Origin of the sequence: Pseudomonas sp. B21-059, assembly GCF_026016285.1 — a bacterium.
In the GTDB taxonomy this organism is placed as follows: Bacteria; Pseudomonadota; Gammaproteobacteria; order Pseudomonadales; family Pseudomonadaceae; genus Aquipseudomonas; species Aquipseudomonas danubii.
Map to the genome: position 1 here is coordinate 5911007 of NZ_CP087201.1, position 16939 is coordinate 5927945.

Annotated in this window: 16 protein-coding genes; 10 read left to right on the top strand and 6 right to left on the bottom strand. The window is 61.6% G+C overall.

What is annotated here, in order from left to right:
• The first annotated feature begins 6 nt into the window (after positions 1–6).
• Entirely contained in the window at positions 7–903 is an 897-nt protein-coding gene (locus LOY69_RS26260) for a cation diffusion facilitator family transporter (RefSeq protein ID WP_123390350.1), read from the top strand.
• Here the strand turns inward: LOY69_RS26260 and LOY69_RS26265 are convergent.
• The gene (locus LOY69_RS26265) at positions 897–1979 is read right to left on the bottom strand and encodes a DUF6515 family protein (RefSeq protein WP_265073805.1); all 1083 of its coding nucleotides are present in this window, start codon (positions 1977–1979) and stop codon (positions 897–899) included. The two genes, LOY69_RS26260 and LOY69_RS26265, sit on opposite strands and share 7 nt — an antisense overlap.
• Positions 1980–2392: 413 nt before the next feature.
• Here LOY69_RS26265 and LOY69_RS26270 point away from each other — a divergent pair, with 413 nt between their 5' ends.
• Together LOY69_RS26270 and LOY69_RS26275 are read left to right on the top strand one after the other, a co-directional pair.
• A complete protein-coding gene (locus LOY69_RS26270) occupies positions 2393–2872 on the top strand; it encodes an Lrp/AsnC family transcriptional regulator (RefSeq protein WP_102865370.1) in 480 nt (159 codons plus the stop codon).
• Between the two features lie 104 nt (positions 2873–2976).
• Positions 2977–3186 (top strand): DUF2788 domain-containing protein, encoded by a 210-nt coding sequence (locus LOY69_RS26275; RefSeq protein ID WP_003228500.1) that lies wholly within the window; start codon positions 2977–2979, stop codon positions 3184–3186.
• Here the strand turns inward: LOY69_RS26275 and LOY69_RS26280 are convergent.
• The 4 genes from LOY69_RS26280 to LOY69_RS26295 form a co-directional block, all read right to left on the bottom strand.
• On the bottom strand, positions 3181–3747 hold the full coding sequence (locus LOY69_RS26280; protein ID WP_162884158.1) for a pseudouridine synthase: 567 nt from the start codon (positions 3745–3747) through the stop codon (positions 3181–3183). The genes LOY69_RS26275 and LOY69_RS26280 overlap by 6 nt on opposite strands.
• Positions 3748–3893: 146 nt before the next feature.
• Positions 3894–5366, bottom strand: coding sequence for an AMP nucleosidase (amn, locus tag LOY69_RS26285; RefSeq protein ID WP_181430847.1), 1473 nt, complete (start codon positions 5364–5366; stop codon positions 3894–3896).
• A gap of 137 nt (positions 5367–5503) precedes the next feature.
• Positions 5504–7156, bottom strand: a complete 1653-nt coding sequence (locus LOY69_RS26290; protein WP_265073806.1) for an acyl-CoA dehydrogenase family protein — start codon at positions 7154–7156, stop codon at positions 5504–5506.
• A 74-nt stretch (positions 7157–7230) separates the two neighbouring features.
• Positions 7231–9597 (bottom strand): hybrid sensor histidine kinase/response regulator, encoded by a 2367-nt coding sequence (locus LOY69_RS26295; RefSeq protein WP_170002110.1) that lies wholly within the window; start codon positions 9595–9597, stop codon positions 7231–7233.
• Between the two features lie 291 nt (positions 9598–9888).
• Here LOY69_RS26295 and LOY69_RS26300 point away from each other — a divergent pair, with 291 nt between their 5' ends.
• From LOY69_RS26300 to LOY69_RS26315, 4 genes are all read left to right on the top strand, one after another.
• Positions 9889–10686, top strand: a complete 798-nt coding sequence (locus tag LOY69_RS26300) for a hydroxymethylpyrimidine/phosphomethylpyrimidine kinase (RefSeq protein WP_265073807.1) — start codon at positions 9889–9891, stop codon at positions 10684–10686.
• 18 nt (positions 10687–10704) lie between these two features.
• Positions 10705–11328 carry a thiamine phosphate synthase gene (thiE, locus tag LOY69_RS26305; protein ID WP_265073808.1) on the top strand — a complete coding sequence of 208 codons (624 nt, stop codon included), beginning with the start codon at positions 10705–10707 and terminating at the stop codon, positions 11326–11328.
• 18 nt (positions 11329–11346) lie between these two features.
• Complete coding sequence (gene hemL / locus LOY69_RS26310) at positions 11347–12630, top strand: glutamate-1-semialdehyde 2,1-aminomutase (protein ID WP_102865364.1); 1284 nt, start codon at positions 11347–11349, stop codon at positions 12628–12630.
• Positions 12631–12851: 221 nt separating this feature from the next.
• Entirely contained in the window at positions 12852–13406 is a 555-nt protein-coding gene (locus LOY69_RS26315) for a tetratricopeptide repeat protein (protein ID WP_102865363.1), read from the top strand.
• 47 nt (positions 13407–13453) lie between these two features.
• On the opposite strand, the gene LOY69_RS26320 is transcribed toward LOY69_RS26315, so the two are convergent.
• Positions 13454–13780: a DUF1820 family protein gene (locus tag LOY69_RS26320; protein WP_007927079.1), complete on the bottom strand. Its 327-nt coding sequence runs from the start codon at positions 13778–13780 to the stop codon at positions 13454–13456.
• 134 nt (positions 13781–13914) lie between these two features.
• Here LOY69_RS26320 and miaB point away from each other — a divergent pair, with 134 nt between their 5' ends.
• The 3 genes from miaB (at position 13915) to ybeY (ending at position 16913) form a co-directional block, all read left to right on the top strand.
• Positions 13915–15243: a tRNA (N6-isopentenyl adenosine(37)-C2)-methylthiotransferase MiaB gene (gene miaB / locus LOY69_RS26325; RefSeq protein WP_265073809.1), complete on the top strand. Its 1329-nt coding sequence runs from the start codon at positions 13915–13917 to the stop codon at positions 15241–15243.
• A 199-nt stretch (positions 15244–15442) separates the two neighbouring features.
• Positions 15443–16462, top strand: coding sequence for a PhoH family protein (locus LOY69_RS26330; RefSeq protein WP_102865361.1), 1020 nt, complete (start codon positions 15443–15445; stop codon positions 16460–16462).
• Positions 16455–16913, top strand: coding sequence for an rRNA maturation RNase YbeY (ybeY, locus tag LOY69_RS26335; protein WP_102865360.1), 459 nt, complete (start codon positions 16455–16457; stop codon positions 16911–16913). Before LOY69_RS26330 ends, ybeY begins: the two co-directional genes overlap by 8 nt.
• The last annotated feature ends 26 nt before the right edge of the window (positions 16914–16939 follow it).

The window sequence follows — 16939 nt, forward strand, 5'->3', positions numbered from 1 at the left end:
CCGCCGATGATTGGCAACCCGGAACACGCTCGCCTCCTGCGCCTGGCCACCCGCGCCTCGGTTACGGTGGCAGGCATCCTGATTGTGACCAAGGCCATCGCCTGGTGGCTCAGTGGCTCGGTGAGCATGCTGGCGGGGCTGACCGACTCGGTGCTCGACGGCTTCACCTCGCTGCTCAATCTGTTGGCGGTGCATTACGCCCTGCGCCCGGCCGATGATGATCACCGCTACGGCCACGGCAAGGCGGAGTCCCTGGCGGGCATGGCCCAGGCGCTGTTCATCGCCGGTAGTGCAGTGCTGATTGCCTTTCAGGCGTTCGAACGCCTGCAGCACCCGGAACCGGTAGGCGCGCCCTGGCTGAGCATCGGGGTGATCGGGCTGTCGTTGGTGCTGACCATGGCGCTATTGATCCTGCAACATCGGGTGATCCGCGAAACCGGCTCCAACGCGGTACGGGCCGACTCCCTGCACTACCGCTCCGACCTGCTGCTCAATGGCAGCATCCTCCTGGCCCTGGTACTAGCGGCCTTCGGCTGGCATCAGGTGGATGCCTGGTTCGGCCTGGGGATCGCCGTCTACATTCTCTGGAGCGCGATCCAGATCGCCCGGGAAAGTTTCTCGGTGCTGATGGACGAGGAACTGCCCGCCGATGTCAGCCAACACATGCTGGAACTGGCCTGCAGTGTGCCCGGCGTGCTGGGCGCCCATGACTTGCGCACGCGGATTTCCGGCAGCCACTGGTTCGTCCAACTGCATCTGGAACTGCCCGGCGACCTGAGCCTGTCGGTGGCCCACGCCATCAGCGATCAGGCCGCCGACGCGATCCACCAGGCCTATCCACGGGCCGAGGTGCTGGTACACGCCGATCCGCAGGAAGTGGTCGAGGCCGCCAGGGCTCAGTAAGTGACCTGGTAACCCCGCGAGCTCAGGCAGTTGCCCTGGGCCTGACGGTAGGCCTGCACCACTTGCGGGGCCGGCTGATAGGTTGCGCTGGCCGGATCGAAGCCACTCTGCTGCACCGCCCAGCGATAGCAGTCGTAGCGATCCTGATCGATCTGCTGTGGCGACTGGCCGTTGACCGGGTACGCCAGCACGTCATAGCCATTGCCACTGGGCTGAGTGGGCGGCGCCGCTACCGGCGGCTCTACCACGACATACTGCTGGGTGTTGGCTTCATAGGTGTAGTAGGCCCCGGCAGCGAGGAAGAACAGTGCGCTGCCGATCCAGACTTCCCGGGCATAGTCGGGCAGGTAGGCCACTCGAATCCCATAAGGCGGGCGCACCACTACATAACGCGGACCTTGTGGGCGATACCAGTAGCCCCCCGAGAAAAAGTAATCCTGACCACGGTACGGCACCCGGTAATTGCGCTCGGGGAAACGGTCAATCACGTAGCCGGGGCGATATTGCGGGCCTGGCCCCCAGCCGTTGCCATGCCCGTCGGGACGGCCCGGCCAGCGATAGTCGTTGGGGCGACCATGGTCGGGACGCGAGCCTGGACCACCGGCCTGCCAATGCTGGTTGTAATCGTTGCGCCGGGGAATGTCCTGGTAATAGCCGCGCTGGGGCTCCTGGGTCTGGCGCACGGTATCGGGCCGGCTCTGGATGGGCAGCCCTGGCGCCGGCTGCGGCTGCTGAGGAGCCGGTCGCCCCTGCTGATTGGGATCATGCTGGGGACGGTTCTGCCACTGCCCACCCGGATTCTGGCCGTTGTGTTCGAACTGCCGGCTGTTATCGCCACGAATGATCTCATTCTGCGGACGCGGCTGCTGCGGGGCAGGTTGTGCACGTTCAGGCAAGTTCGCCGAGCGGCCCTGATGGCCCTCTCCACGCCCTTCGGGGGCATGCTCACGCGGCCCGCCCGAAGGCGCTCCCTGCTGGGGTGGGCGTCTATCGTCCCGCTCATCGGCGAGCACTTGCGCGCTGACGCTCACGCACAACACACCAACACCTGCCAAACGCCAGATGCGCGACTTCATGCTATTCCTCACTGCGGATTGGGGCCTGTACCTAAGACTGAAAAAGCCCGGGGCGGTTCTGCAGCAGATTATCAGTCACGAGACTTATTTCGCAGGCAATAAAAAAGGGCGGCCCGTCGGCCACCCTTTGAGATTTTGTCCGTGCTCGACGCTTGTGGCGCCGGCTCACCTCACTCCGTCTTCTGGACAGGGTGTAGCCCGGGGGCCGGATCAACCCTGTGGGGTTGGCGGCCGCGGCAGGCCTGATTCGGCGGGCCGCAGTGGACTCTATGTCCGGGCAGTGATTCTGGTGATAAGAATAGGCTTGGGTCGGCGACAGCGGATTGCGAAGATTGCTTGCAAAAACACCTCTTGCGCAATTTTTAACTCAAGATAGATAATTCAACGCAATACTTATGACAAAGGCCTGATTGATGAGCAAACTCGACCGCTATGACCTGAGTATTTTGGCGGAATTGCAACGCGATGCCCGCATCTCCAACCAGGAACTGGCCGAGCGCATCGGTCTGTCGCCCTCGCCCTGCTCGCGCCGGGTCAAGCAACTGGAAGACGACGGTTATATTTCCCGCCAGGTCGCCCTGCTGGACCGCAAGATGCTCGGCCTGAGCCTGACCGCCTACGTATTGATCGGCATGGACCGGCACACGCCGGAACGCTTCGAGAACTTCGAAGCGGCCATCCGCAGCCTGCCCCAGGTACTGGAATGCAGCCTGGTGACCGGTGTGGACGCCGACTACCAGCTCAAGGTGGTGGTGCCGGACATGGATCACTATCAGAAGTTGCTGCTCGGCCACCTGACTCGCATCGACGGCGTGACCAGTGTGCGCTCCAGTTTCGTGCTCAATCAGGTACTCAACAGCACCGAACTGCCCCTGACCCACCTGCGCAGCTGAATAGCGGCTGTGGCGACGTAACGCAGGCAGATCAATGCTCGGCAAGTGCCCCTTGGCGTATACTCGCCCGGCATTTTTTGACCTGCCTGCAATGGAGATGATCGATGGACCCAGCAGTATTCGAAGAGTGGATGATGACCGGTCTGGTCAGCATCCTGATCATATTCATGGGTTTCATCGTCTGGGACCTGGCCAAGAAGTCCAAGGCCGGACGCTTCGGCTCCTTTATCCTGTTCTTCGTGCTGGGCCTGGGCGTGGCCGCCTTCATCATCAAGAGCGTGGTGATCGGCCTGATCGAATCCGGCGCTCTATAAGCGCGCCGGAACTTCCTTCCACTGGCCCTGATCCAGGCCATCCAGGGTCCAGTCGCCAATCCTGACCCGCACCAGCCGCAAGGTCGGCAGGCCGACGGCGGCGGTCATGCGCCGCACCTGGCGATTGCGCCCTTCACGAATCACCAACTCCAGCCAATGGGTGGGCACGCTCTTGCGAAAGCGCACTGGCGGATTGCGCGGCCACAGCTCTGGCTCTTCCAGCCGTCGCGCCTCGGCCGGCAAGGTCATGCCGTCGTTCAACTCCACGCCGTCACGCAAGCGCTGTAACTGCTCAGCGCTGGGTTCGCCTTCGACCTGTACCCAATAGGTCTTGGCCAACTTGTGCTTGGGATCGGCGATCCGCGCCTGCAACTGCCCGTCATTGGTCAACAGCAGCAACCCTTCGCTGTCGCGGTCCAGGCGCCCGGCCGGGTAGACCCCGGGAATGGCGATGAAATCCTTGAGCGTCGCCCGTCCCTCGCCATCGCTGAACTGGGTCAGCACGTCGAAAGGCTTGTTGAACAGGATCAGCTTCGGCTCGGCCGGTGGCGCCTTGGCCACGCGCTTGGAGGGAGAAACGGAAAACGGCTTCGCGCCAGGGCGACGGGAAGCAGGACGGGACGGACGGGACATGGGATCAGGAACATTCAGCGATCAGGACCGACAATGCTAGTGGCCTGATCGCCAAATGACCATGGATTAAACGCTTAGCGGAAAGGCGGCTCGTCGAAGCTGCGCAGTTTGCGCGAGTGCAGGGAGTTGAGCTCACTGCGCATCAGGTCCACGGCTTCGATACCGATCTTCAAATGCTGGCTGACCGCCCGCTCGTAGAAGGCATTGGCCGCCCCCGGCAACTTGATCTCACTGTGCAGGGGTTTGTCCGAGACACACAGCAAGGTGCCGTAAGGCACCCGCAGGCGATAGCCCTGGGCCGCGATAGTGCCGCTTTCCATGTCCACCGCCACGGCCCGGGACAGGTTGATGAACGGACGTTCCTCGGCCCAGCGCAGCTCCCAGTTGCGGTCGTCGTAAGTCAGGACGGTGCCGGTGCGCAGGCGCTTCTTCAGTTGCTCGCCCTTCTCCCCGGTGACATTGGCCGCCGCTTGCTGCAACGCCAGCTGGACCTCGGCCAGGGCCGGAATCGGAATGTTCGGCGGCACCACGCGATCAAGAATGCCGTCACGCCGCATGTAGGCGTGAGCCAGGACGTAATCGCCGATGGTCTGGGACTGCCGCAGTCCACCGCAGTGGCCAATCATCAACCAGCAATGAGGGCGCAGCACCGCCAAGTGGTCGGTGATGTTCTTGGCATTGGAGGGGCCGACGCCGATATTCACCAGGGTCACACCGTGGCCATCGCTGGCCTGCAGGTGATAGGCCGGCATCTGGTAGCGATGCCAGACAACACCGGCGGCGATTGCCGAAGCCTCGCCGTGATCCATGCTTTTTTCAATGATCACGTTGCCCGGCAGGACCATGCGCACAAAACGCGGATCACTGCGCAGTTGCTCCAGACCATGGACGATGAACTGGTCGACGTAACGGTGATAGTTGGTCAGCAGGATCCACGGCTGCACATGACGCCAGTCGCTGCCGGTGTAATGCACCAGGCGCCGCAAAGAGAAATCGACCCGCGCCGCATCAAACAGCGCCAAAGGCAGCGGGTGAGTGTTTTCCCAGTCGTAGAGACCGTCGGCGATACCGTCGGTGGCAGCCGACAGGTCGGTGCTAGGAAATACCCGGGCCAGGGCCGCCGCGGTTACGCCGGAACCGGCCAGTTCGTCGCCCTGTTCCACCACATAGGGATAAGGAATGTTCTGCTCGCTGACACCCACTTCCACCGTGACGGTGAAGTCATGCATCAAAGGCACCAGTTGCTCGAGCAGGTAATTACGGAAGGCCGCGGGATGAGTGACGGTGACGCTGTAGGTGCCCGGCAGTTGCACCTTGGCATAAGCCCGGGTGGTCTGCGGAACTTCGCCATGGCAGAGGTAGGTCAGGCGCAATTCGGGATAGCGAAACAGCGCTCTTTGCTCAGCATCCGGCTCGACCCGGTCCTTGAGGTAACGCTTGAGCGCCTGGCTCAGCGCCGTAGTGGCCCGCTCATGCAAAGCAGCAAGCCGATCCACGGCTTGCTCGGCGGTTTGAACGACAATAAAAGCTTCGGTCACGGTAAGCATCCTGTGTTCTGATCTTGCAGGCGTTCATCTTGCCTGCAACACCGCCCCACGGGAACAGCGGAGTTATAGGAGCCGGCGTGTCGGCGCTGGCCATGGCGACAACGCCTCTTCGCCGACAAGCCGGCTGCTACGAAAGGTCAGAAGCCTTGAGGCGTGGAGCGGGCAACAATGGCGGCTACGTCCAGCCCGCGGGGCAAGGTACCGTAGACCCGACCGCTCTGCCCTCCAAGACGACTGGCGATAAAGGCATCGCTGACCACCTCGTTACCGGCCTCAAGCAGGAGCTTGGCCTGCAGGCTCAAGGCAATGTCCTCGGTCAGTTGGCGGGCGCGGTACTGGATGTCGCCGGTGTCCCTGAAGCTGTCCTTGAGCGCCGCAATATGCGCCGCCAGACGCTGCTCGCCATGCCCGTCCCCCAGCTCGGCAAACAATACATCGAGTACCCCGGGCTCTTTCGACAAGGCCCGCAGCACGTCCAGGCATTGCACGTTGCCTGAGCCTTCCCAGGTGGAGTTCACCGGCGCCTCGCGGTACAGCCGCGGCAGGATGCTGTCTTCGACATATCCGGCGCCTCCCATGCATTCGGCGGCCTCGTTGATCATGGCCGGGGCGCGCTTGCAGATCCAATACTTGCCCACTGCCGTCACTAGCCGAGAGAACTTCGCTTCCTGGGCATCGTCCTGATGATCCAGGGCTCGTCCCATGCGCATGCTCAAGGCCAGGGCCGCTTCGCTTTCCAAGGCCAGGTCAGCCAGCACGTTCTGCATCAGCGGTTGCTCACTGAGCACCCGCCCGCCGACGCGGCGATGGGCACAATGATGGCTGGCCTGGGTCAAGGCCTGGCGCATCAGCGAGCTGGAGCCGACCATGCAGTCAAAGCGAGTCATGGCGACCATTTCGATAATGGTGGGTACGCCGCGCCCCTCGTCACCGATCATCCAGGCCAGAGCGCCACGGAACTCCACTTCGCTGGAAGCATTGGAGAGGTTGCCCAGCTTGTTCTTCAAGCGCTGGATATAGAACTGGTTGCGGCTGTCATCCGGACGATGACGGGGCAGGAGGAAACAAGTCAGGCCCTTGTCGGTCTGGGCCAGGGTCAGGAAGGCATCGCACATCGGCGCCGAGCAGAACCACTTGTGCCCCACCAATTCATAAGCCTGCCCCGGTCCCGGGGCTCCCACCGGATAGGCTCGGGTGGTATTGGCACGAACATCGGTCCCGCCCTGCTTCTCGGTCATGGCCATGCCAATCGTCAGCCCGGTCTTGTGCTGCATGCCAACATTACGCGGGTCGTATTGAGTGGCGAGGATCTTCGGCAGCCACTGCTCGGCGATGTCCGGCTGCAGTTTCAGCGCCGGCACGCAGGCAAACGTCATGGTCAACGGGCAACCGCTGCCCGCCTCGGCCTGACTGTGCAGATAGGTCATGGCGGCGCGGGCTACATGAGCCCCCGCTTGTGGGTCGGTCCAGGGCAGTGAGGTCAGCCCGCCCTCGATGGCCGCCTGCATCAACTGGTGATACGCCGGATGAAACTCCACCAGGTCGATCCGGTGACCAAAGCGGTCGTGACTGGAAAAAACCGGTTTGTTCTGATTGGCCAGGAACCCCGCCTCCATCAGCGGACCACCCGCCAGGGCGCCATAGGCATCGACCCGGGATTCGGCCCAGCCGGCATCGAAGCGCCGCATCCACTGCTGCAACGGCAGGTCGATCCGATAGAGGTTGGCGCCGTCCAGGGCGGGCGGCTGGTTGGTGACTTCGTGAGTTTCAGCGAACTGGTGGAGGTTCATTGCGGGACTCCTTCAGGGTGTGCCAAGACCCCAGTTAAGCACCCGCTCTACCCCGAACAAAGTGGCATATCAGCCTAAATATCGGCACTTTCGCCTTGCTCAACACAAAGTACCCGCTTCAACAGCACCGCTTGCAGTGCCTCGAATTTCACCGGTTTGCCCAGGCAGTCGGCCCCTGCTGTCGCTGCACAACCTTCAGTACCAGGAGCGCAGGCCAGCAAGATGGGCAGGTGGGCGTATCCGGGCATTGCCTGGGCCTGAAGACGAAATGCCCCCAGTTGCGCTGCAGTGATCTGGCCATCGATCAGCACCGCGCTGACAAGTTCACGCCCCAGCAGTTGCAGCGCATCGGTGGGACTGCCGACGGTACGAACTCGGTACCCCAGCTTGAGCAACATGCCCCGCACCACCAGTTGATCGACGTCGTTATCGTCCATCAGCAGCACGGTACAGTCCTGGGGCGCACGCCGATGAAGGGCTGTCGGCGCCCGAGGAGTGGGTTCCTGGACATCGAACTCCACCAGCAAGCGGAAACAACTGCCCTGTCCAGGCGTGGACTCATGGGTCAACTGCCCGCCCAGCAAGTCCACCAATTGCCGGCAGATCGCCAGGCCGATGCCCAATCCGCCGTATTCACGCGTCATGGAACCGTCGAGCTGGAAGAAACGCTGGTACAGCGTCGCCTCGTCCAGATTGACAAAACCTATCCCGCTGTCGATCACCTCAAAGCTCAGGCTCACCCGCTCGGCCGAAACAGACCGGGTGACCACCCGCAACACCACGCCGCCGGAATGGGTGAACTTGACGGCATTCTCCAGCAGGCACTCCAGGCAATGGCTTAGCTTGCAGCGATCTCCCTGCAAGCGGTCGGGCAGCCCGGCACTGAGGTCGACCTGAAAGGACAGGGACTTGGCCGCCGCGCTGGCGCCGAACTGGGTTTGCAGTGCACTGAGCATCGAACGCAGGCTGAACGGCTGGCGCTGGGCGCTGAGCTTGCCGGCTTGCAGTTCGGTCAACGTGAGGATGCCGTTGACCATGCGCATCATGTCCCGTGCCGAGCCGGCGGCGGTCTGCTGGTACTGCTCCATCTCCGGGTCCAGTTCCAGGGTCTGCATCAGCTCAAGCGAGCCGATGACACCGTTCATCGGCGTACGCAACTCGTGGGTCAGGGTAGCCAGGAACTCATCCTTGAGACGGTTACTGTGAGCCAGTTGCTGGTTCAGCACTTCAAGCTTCTGCCCGGCCTCAAGCAGCGTCTGGGCTTGTTGCTCACGCATCGAGTTGATCCGGTCGGCCAGGGCCAGGGATAGCAGCGCTACCTCGATCGCCGAGCCGATCTGGCTGGCGTACATGGTCAGGAATACGTTCGGCAGGTAACCCAGCACCATCAAGGTGTTGATCACCCCACCGAACAGAAAGGCCGACCAGGCAATGATGAAATAACGCGCCACCCGCAATCCGCGACACCAGGCGACGATCCCCGCCACATAAATCACCACGGTAAACAGCAGCGCCAAGGTGGTTGCCAGGCGCAAGGCCAGGGCGTAGCTGGTCATCAGTGACAAGGCCATGACCACTGCGCCGAACGCCATCAGCGCCAGCAGCACCCGGTCAACCCAGGGACTGTGCCGGGAGGTCTGCAGGAAACTGCGGGCGAACTGACTGCCGAACAGCCCCGCGGCGCCGATGAAGAATGGCGTCGCCGCATTGGCCCACCACGGACTGTTGGGCCAGAAGTACTCCACTGCGGCACCATTGACCGACAGTTGATAAAGACCGAACGAAGCGATGTAGACGATGTAGTAGAGGTAGCTGGTGTCACGCACGCTGAGATAGATGAACAGGTTGTACACCAGCATGCCCAGCAACACCCCGTAGATCAGCCCCAGCACGTAGAGCCGCACTGGCTGCGCCTCGAGGTAGGCCGTGTTGGACCAGAGGCTCAGCGGCGCCTGGATCGAACCTTCACTGGCCAGGCGCAAATAGACAGTCTTGTGCTCATGGGGGGAGAAATTCAGGTTGAACAGGTAATTGTTCTGGCGAATCTGTCGGCTGTCGAATGGCAAGGCATCGCCGGTGCGCTCCGCCAGACGAAAGCCACCGGCTTCATCGGGGACGTACAGATCCAGGTGGTCCAGGGGCGGATAGGCCAGTTCCAGCAACCAGTTGCGCTGCGCCGTGGGATTGCCGGGGCGGTATTGAAGGTCGATCTTCAGCCAGAAGGCCGAACGTGAGTAACCGGCATTGAGGGTATCTTTATCGTGGGGTTTGAAGTGCTCAGCCAAGGGCCCCGAACTGACATCGGCAATTGTTGCTTCGCTACCCGCGTCTTCGAATACTTGCATCACTCGGCCCAAAGGCAAGCGTTGAGTGAACTCGTCGAACTCGACGGCGCCAGCCAGCATCGGCAAGCTCAACAGCAACATCAGCAAATAGCGCATTAAAGCCCCAGCGTGGCTTGTCCGGTGGTGTCAGGAAGTCCCCCATTTCCCTTGAGCAGACGCAAGACCGGCATGACCTGTTATTGGTTTGAATGCACTCTAGCATAGCCGTTGATGGCCAATGAACACCATTGAAAATTTTAGTCTAAAGGCTCTAGAACGGGCCTTTCAGCGCAATCCAGCGAGCTAGAGCTGTTGCATCGGTCAAGAAGATCGAACACGGCAAAGCGACAACTTCCATTGCGCACCAGGCGCCGCGAAAAAAAGCGTTTGGTGGTAAGCTCGCCGCCCATGAATATCTACAGCTCTCGCCCCGTTGTCCTCTGTCTCTCCGGCCACGACCCCAGTGGTGGCGCCGGCTTGCAGGCAGATATCGAAGCCCTGCTGGCTCAGGGTTGTCACGCAGCTCCGGCTGTCACCGCCCTGACCGTGCAAGACACGGTCAACGTCAGCGATTTCCGCGTTCTGGATCGCGAGTGGGTATTGGCCCAGGCCAATGCCGTGCTCAACGACTCCACTGTCGCCGCGGTCAAGCTGGGCATGCTGGGCTCCCTGGAGATGGTCGACACCGTGGTCGAACTGCTGCAGGCGCACCCACACCTGCCCCTGGTGTGCGACCCGGTGCTGCGCGCCGGCGGCGGTGGCCGTCTGGGCAAGGATGAAGTGGGCTACGCCATGCGCGAACGCCTGCTGCCCCTGGCCACCATTGCCACTCCCAACCTTCCCGAAGCCCGAATTCTTGCGGAACTGCCCGAAGGCAGCGCCGACCAATGCGCCGAAAAACTCCTGCCGTTCGTCAAGCACCTGCTGATCACCGGCGGCCATGGCGATGAACACGAAGTGCACAATCGCCTGTACAGCCGTGACGGCCTGCGCGAGACCTACACCTGCCAGCGCCTGCCGGGCAGCTACCACGGCTCCGGCTGCACCCTGGCCAGTGCCCTGGCCGGACGTCTGGCCCAAGGCGAACGTCTGGCCAGCGCCGTAAAGTCGGCCCTGGACTACACCTGGCGCACCCTGCGCGACGCCGAGCAACTGGGCCGCGGCCAGTTTGTCCCGCGCCGCTTGCCGTTGGATTTCTGCTCGTAATGTCATGAGGCCCGCTCAATGAAACTACGTGGTCTGTACGCCATCACCGACAGCCAGCTGTTGGCCGGCAAGTTCCTGAAGTACGTGGAGGCGGCGCTGGAAGGCGGCGTCACCCTGTTGCAGTACCGCGATAAGAGCGACGACCAGGCCCGCCGTCTGCGGGAAGCCGAAACCCTGCTGACCCTGTGCGAACGCTACAAGACCCGCCTGATCATCAACGATGACGCCGAGCTGGCGGCACGCATCGGTGCCGGCGTGCATCTGGGCCAGAGCGACGGTCCCCTGACGCCGGCCCGGGCCCTGCTGGGGCGCCAGGCCATTATCGGTTCGACCTGCCACGACCAATTGCCACTGGCCGAGCAAGCGGCCAAGGAGGGCGCCAGCTATGTCGCCTTCGGCCGCTTTTTCAATTCCACCACCAAACCCGGCGCGCCCACGGCCAGCCTGGAGTTGCTGGATCAGGCCCGGGCCAGCCTGCATCTGCCGATCTGCGTGATTGGCGGCATCACCCTGGAAAATGCCGCCCCCCTGGTGAACCACGGCGCCGACCTGCTGGCGGTGGTTCACGGCCTGTTCGGCGCCGATAGCGTCGACGAAGTGACCCGTCGCGCCCGCGCCTTCAACGCCCTATTCAACAGCTGATTTTTTGAGAGCCCGATCATGTCCCGTTCCGAAACCCTGTTTGCCGACGCCCAGAAACACATCCCTGGTGGCGTCAACTCGCCGGTCCGCGCCTTCAAGAGCGTGGGCGGCACCCCGCTGTTCTTCAAGCACGCCGAAGGTGCCTACGTCACTGACGAAGACGACAAGCGCTATGTCGACTATGTCGGGTCCTGGGGCCCGATGATTCTCGGCCACAGTCACCCGGACGTGCTGGACGCGGTACGCAAGCAGCTGGAGCATGGCCTGTCCTACGGCGCTCCGACTGCCATGGAAACCGAAATGGCCGATCTGGTGTGCTCCATCGTTCCCTCCATGGAAATGGTGCGCATGGTCAGCTCCGGCACTGAAGCCACCATGAGCGCGATTCGCCTGGCCCGTGGCTTTACCGGCCGCGACAGCATCATCAAGTTCGAAGGCTGCTACCACGGACATTCCGACAGTCTGCTGGTCAAGGCCGGTTCCGGCGCCCTGACTCAAGGCGTACCCAGCTCTGCCGGTGTACCTGCAGCTTTCGCCAAACACACGCTGACCCTGCCCTTCAACGACATCGCTGCAGTGGAAAAAATGCTGGCGGAAGTGGGCCAGGAAGTGGCCTGCATCATCGTCGAGCCTGTGGCCGGCAACATGAACTGTGTGCCGCCGGCGCCGGGCTTCCTCGAGGGGCTGCGCACTCTTTGCGACCAACACGGCGTAGTGCTGATCTTCGACGAAGTGATGACCGGCTTTCGTGTCGCTTTAGGCGGCGCCCAGGCCCATTACGGCGTGACTCCAGACCTGTCCACCTTCGGCAAGATCATCGGCGGCGGCATGCCGGTGGGCTGCTTCGGCGGCAAACGCAAGATCATGGAACACATTGCGCCCCTGGGTCCGGTCTACCAGGCCGGCACCCTGTCCGGTAACCCGCTGGCCATGGCTGCCGGCCTGACCACCCTGCGCCTGATCAGCCGCCCGGGCTTCCACGCCGAACTGAGCGACTACACCAGCCGCCTGCTCGAAGGCTTGCAGCAACGCGCCGATGCCGCGGGCATTCCGTTCGTCACCACTCAGGCGGGCGGCATGTTCGGCCTGTACTTCAGTGGCGCCGACGATATCGTCACCTTTGACGATGTGATGGCCAGCGATGCCAACCTGTTCAAGCGCTTCTTCCACCTGATGCTGGAAGGCGGTGTATACCTGGCGCCAAGTGCCTTTGAGGCCGGTTTCACCTCGATCGCCCACGGAGAGACTGAGCTGCAACTGACCCTGGATGCCGCAGAGCGCGCATTTGCCGCCCTGAAATAAGCGCTACATGGCTGGCATGGTGATCAACCATGCCAGCTTCGTGCTTTACTCGAACTTTCCCTTGGCAAAGGGGGAAATACGCGGCAAACCAGCGGATATCGCGGCCACGCAGCAGAAAAACGAGTAAAGACTTTGTAAGGTTGGCCCTGCTTATTTCATAATGCGCGCTTATTGGACCCCCTCGCCGGGTCCGCGCGCCCCTCAGAGGTAAGTCGATTCCCATGAACCGCACCGGCCGCGCCCTGACATTGGGCTGCCTGTTGCTCCTTCAGCCCCTGCTCGCGCACGCACAAGCAGGCGGCAACTCGTTGTTGATCCCAGCGATGGGTCGCTGCACCCTCGATCCCCAGGCACAGGAACAGGCCGAGGCGCTAGCCGCGTGCCAGAAAGCCGCCGATGAAGGGGACGCACAGGCGCAATACGAGTTGGGTGAGTTCTACTACGAGGGTAAAGGCGCGCCGCAGGACCTCAATCAAGCCCTGAGCTATTTCGAAAAGGCCTCGTTGCAAGGCCATGCCCAGGCGCAGTTCAAGCTCGGCACCATGTTCTTCCACGGCGAAGGCGTGCCGGCCAACAACGTTCAAGCCTACATCGTGCTGAAGATGGCTGCGGTCAACGGTGCCGAAGACGCCCTGGACACCGCCGACGAAGTCGCCGAGCACATGCAGCGTGACGAACTGGAAGTTGCGACCCAAGTGCTGGGGCAGATCTTCCGTAAATACCTGATGGAACTGCAAAGCGCCGATGGGCGTTCGCCTTTCTCGCCCCTGCCGTAACACCTTCGCGTCACTCACCGGCAAACTGGCGCCTACGCAAACCAGGCTTACTTTTCGGGCATTGGCATGGGAAACGGCATGACGTTGCTTACGCCGCGGGCCTCGCTGATCTTCGGTGTGCCCAGGCGCTCCACTTCGTCGATGCGCACAATCGAATGCATCGGCACAAAACTGCGCACAACGCCCTCGAATTGAGCCTTGAGTTTTTCTTCGCTCGGATCGACGACCACTTGCGTGCGCTCGCCAAAGACGAACTCTTCCACTTCCAGAAAACCCCACAGATCACTTTGATAGATCTGCTTGGCGTACATTTCGAACACCTGGCCCTGGTTGAGAAAAATCACCTTATAGATTGGGGCTTCACGTTTGGTCATGGTGGGCGGGCAACACATCGGGGGATAAAAATAGGGCGCGAACTATAGCATAGCTACCCGATGCACAACGCTAGGAACCTGTAGGTATGGCCCCTATAATGCGCGGTTCTTTGAATCACGTGAGACCGAGGTCCATGGCCAAGAAGCTTTACATCGAAACCCACGGTTGCCAGATGAACGAGTACGACAGCTCGCGCATGGTGGACCTGCTGGGTGAACATCAGGCCCTGGAAGTCACCGCCCGCGCCGAAGACGCTGACGTCATCCTGCTCAACACCTGCTCCATTCGCGAGCGCGCCCAGGACCGGGTGTACTCGCAACTGGGGCGCTGGCGCGAGCTGAAGCTGGCCAACCCGGACATGGTGATCGCCGTCGGTGGCTGCGTGGCCAGTCAGGAAGGCGCGGCCATCCGTGATCGAGCGCCCTACGTGGACGTGGTCTTCGGCCCGCAGACGCTGCACCGCCTGCCGGAAATGATCGACGTCGCTCGCGCCACCAAACTGCCGCAAGTGGATGTTTCATTCCCGGAAATCGAAAAGTTCGACCACCTGCCCGAGCCGCGCATCGACGGCCCCAGCGCCTATGTGTCGGTGATGGAAGGCTGCAGCAAGTACTGCACGTTCTGCGTAGTGCCTTACACCCGCGGCGAAGAAGTCAGCCGGCCATTTGACGACGTGATCGCCGAGATCATCCACCTGGCGGAAAACGGTGTGCGTGAAGTCACCTTGCTGGGCCAGAACGTCAACGGCTACCGGGGTCAGACCCACGACGGGCGCATGGCGGACCTGGCCGAGTTGATCCGCGTAGTGGCCGCTGTCGATGGTATCGAACGAATTCGCTACACCACCTCGCACCCTCTGGAGTTCTCCGACAGCCTGATCCAGGCTCATGCCGAAGTACCAGAGCTGGTGAAACACCTGCACCTGCCGGTGCAATCGGGCTCGGACCGCATTCTGGCGGCGATGAAACGCAACCACACAGCTTTGGAATACAAGTCCAAGCTGCGCAAGCTACGGGCGGCAGTCCCGGGAATCTGCATCAGTTCGGACTTTATCGTCGGTTTCCCCGGCGAGACGGAGAAAGACTTCCAGCAGACCATGAAGCTGATCGAGGACATAGGCTTCGACTTCTCCTACTCCTTTATCTACAGCCAGCGCCCAGGTACCCCGGCTGCAGACCTCGCCGACGACACACCCGAAGCGCTGAAGAAGGAGCGCCTGAACGCACTGCAGCATCGCCTGAACCAGCAAGGATTCGAGATCAGCCGACAAATGGTCGGCTCGACCCAACGCATTCTGGTCACCGATTACTCCAAGAAAGACCCTGGCGAATTGCAGGGCCGTACCGAGAACAACCGAATCGTCAACTTCCGTTGCGACAATCCCACACTGATCGGCCAGTTCGCCGACGTGCACATCGATTCGGCTCAGCCCCATTCGCTACGCGGCTCGCTGTTATCGTAAGCACTGACTTGTGTAGGAGCGGGCTTGTGCAGGAGCTGGCTTGCCGGCGAAGAAACCTTCAAGAGCACCTTCGCCGGCAAGCCGGCTCCTACAAAGAAAGCATCACCGGCCATTGCACCGCATAAGAGCTTTCGCACCCAGGCCGCTGGCGTTATCCTTGAATTCATCTTAATTGCCGTTGGGCGGCTAAAAAACGACCTTGAACGCACCCATAGAACCTCATCGTTTCATCCTCGAGCCCTTCGAGGCTCGCCGCTTCGCCAATCTGTGCGGGCAATTCGACGAGCATTTGCGCTTGATCGAACAGCGCCTGATGATCGAGATCCGCAACCGCGGCAATCAGTTCGAGCTGATTGGCGAACCCAAGCACACCACCTCCGCGGAAAATCTTCTGCGCCGTCTCTACCGGGAAACCAAGGGCACCGAGCTATCGCCGGACCTGGTACACCTGTTCCTCCAGGAATCCGCCGTGGAAGAGTTGGACAACCCATCGGTGGCCGATGCCGCCATAGCCCTGCGCACCAAGAAAGGCATGATTCGCCCTCGCGGCCTGAATCAGCAGCGCTATGTCAAAGAAATCCTCGGCAATGACATCAACTTCGGCATTGGCCCGGCCGGTACCGGCAAGACCTACCTCGCGGTGGCTTGCGCCGTAGATGCCCTGGAGCGCGAGCAAGTGCGGCGCATCCTGTTGGTGCGGCCAGCCGTGGAAGCGGGCGAGAAGCTCGGTTTCCTGCCCGGCGATCTGGCACAAAAAATCGACCCGTACCTGCGCCCGCTGTATGACGCGCTGTATGAAATGCTCGGTTTCGAACAGGTGGCCAAGCTGATCGAGCGTCAGGTCATCGAGATCGCGCCCCTGGCCTACATGCGCGGCCGGACCCTGAACAACAGCTTCATCATCCTCGACGAAAGCCAGAACACCACCGTGGAACAGATGAAAATGTTCCTCACCCGAATCGGTTTCGGCTCCACTGCAGTGATCACCGGCGACATCACCCAGGTCGACCTGCCCAAAGGCACCAAGTCGGGCCTGGCCCAAGTGATCAACGTGCTCAAGGATGTACCCGGCATCAGCTTCACTCACTTCATGCCCAAGGACGTGGTGCGCCATCCACTGGTGCAACGCATTGTCGAAGCCTATGAACGCTTCGAGCTGCGAGCCGAGGACGAGGCCGCCAAGGCTTCAGCCGACAGAGGCAACCGCCGCGATGCTTGAGCTTGACCTGCAACGCGCCAGCCAGCAGCCGGCCCCCAGCGATGAAGAGTTCCGCCAGTGGTGCGAGCTGGCTCTGCGCCAGCGCACCGCCGATTCGGAACTGACCATCCGCCTGGTGGATGAAGACGAAGGCCGTGAGCTGAATCACACCTGGCGTCACAAAGATTACGCAACCAATGTGCTGTCTTTTCCTGCCGACGTGCCGGATGAACTGCTGGATATCCCCTTGCTGGGGGACCTGGTGATCTGCATTGCGGTGGTCGAACGCGAGGCCGCCGAACAAGGCAAGGAACTTAAGGCCCACTGGGCCCATCTGGTCATTCACGGCTGCTTGCATCTGTTGGGTTACGACCATATAGATGATGACGAAGCCGAAGAAATGGAAGCACTGGAACGAACGTTGCTTGCTGAGCTGGGTCACCCCGACCCGTATGCAGACGACGAAAGCTGATCAACAACCACCTGTAACAACCAAGG

Excerpts from the sequence above, each read along its gene's own strand:
- LOY69_RS26260 (WP_123390350.1), top strand. The coding sequence starts at position 7 with ATGATTGGCAACCCGGAACACGCTCGCCTCCTGCGCCTGGCCACCCGC.
- LOY69_RS26265 (WP_265073805.1), bottom strand. The coding sequence starts at position 1,979 with ATGAAGTCGCGCATCTGGCGTTTGGCAGGTGTTGGTGTGTTGTGCGTG.
- LOY69_RS26270 (WP_102865370.1), top strand. The coding sequence starts at position 2,393 with ATGAGCAAACTCGACCGCTATGACCTGAGTATTTTGGCGGAATTGCAA.
- LOY69_RS26275 (WP_003228500.1), top strand. The coding sequence starts at position 2,977 with ATGGACCCAGCAGTATTCGAAGAGTGGATGATGACCGGTCTGGTCAGC.
- amn (WP_181430847.1), bottom strand. The coding sequence starts at position 5,366 with ATGCTTACCGTGACCGAAGCTTTTATTGTCGTTCAAACCGCCGAGCAA.
- LOY69_RS26290 (WP_265073806.1), bottom strand. The coding sequence starts at position 7,156 with ATGAACCTCCACCAGTTCGCTGAAACTCACGAAGTCACCAACCAGCCG.
- LOY69_RS26295 (WP_170002110.1), bottom strand. The coding sequence starts at position 9,597 with ATGCGCTATTTGCTGATGTTGCTGTTGAGCTTGCCGATGCTGGCTGGC.
- LOY69_RS26300 (WP_265073807.1), top strand. The coding sequence starts at position 9,889 with ATGAATATCTACAGCTCTCGCCCCGTTGTCCTCTGTCTCTCCGGCCAC.
- thiE (WP_265073808.1), top strand. The coding sequence starts at position 10,705 with ATGAAACTACGTGGTCTGTACGCCATCACCGACAGCCAGCTGTTGGCC.
- hemL (WP_102865364.1), top strand. The coding sequence starts at position 11,347 with ATGTCCCGTTCCGAAACCCTGTTTGCCGACGCCCAGAAACACATCCCT.
- LOY69_RS26315 (WP_102865363.1), top strand. The coding sequence starts at position 12,852 with ATGAACCGCACCGGCCGCGCCCTGACATTGGGCTGCCTGTTGCTCCTT.
- LOY69_RS26320 (WP_007927079.1), bottom strand. The coding sequence starts at position 13,780 with ATGACCAAACGTGAAGCCCCAATCTATAAGGTGATTTTTCTCAACCAG.
- miaB (WP_265073809.1), top strand. The coding sequence starts at position 13,915 with ATGGCCAAGAAGCTTTACATCGAAACCCACGGTTGCCAGATGAACGAG.
- ybeY (WP_102865360.1), top strand. The coding sequence starts at position 16,455 with ATGCTTGAGCTTGACCTGCAACGCGCCAGCCAGCAGCCGGCCCCCAGC.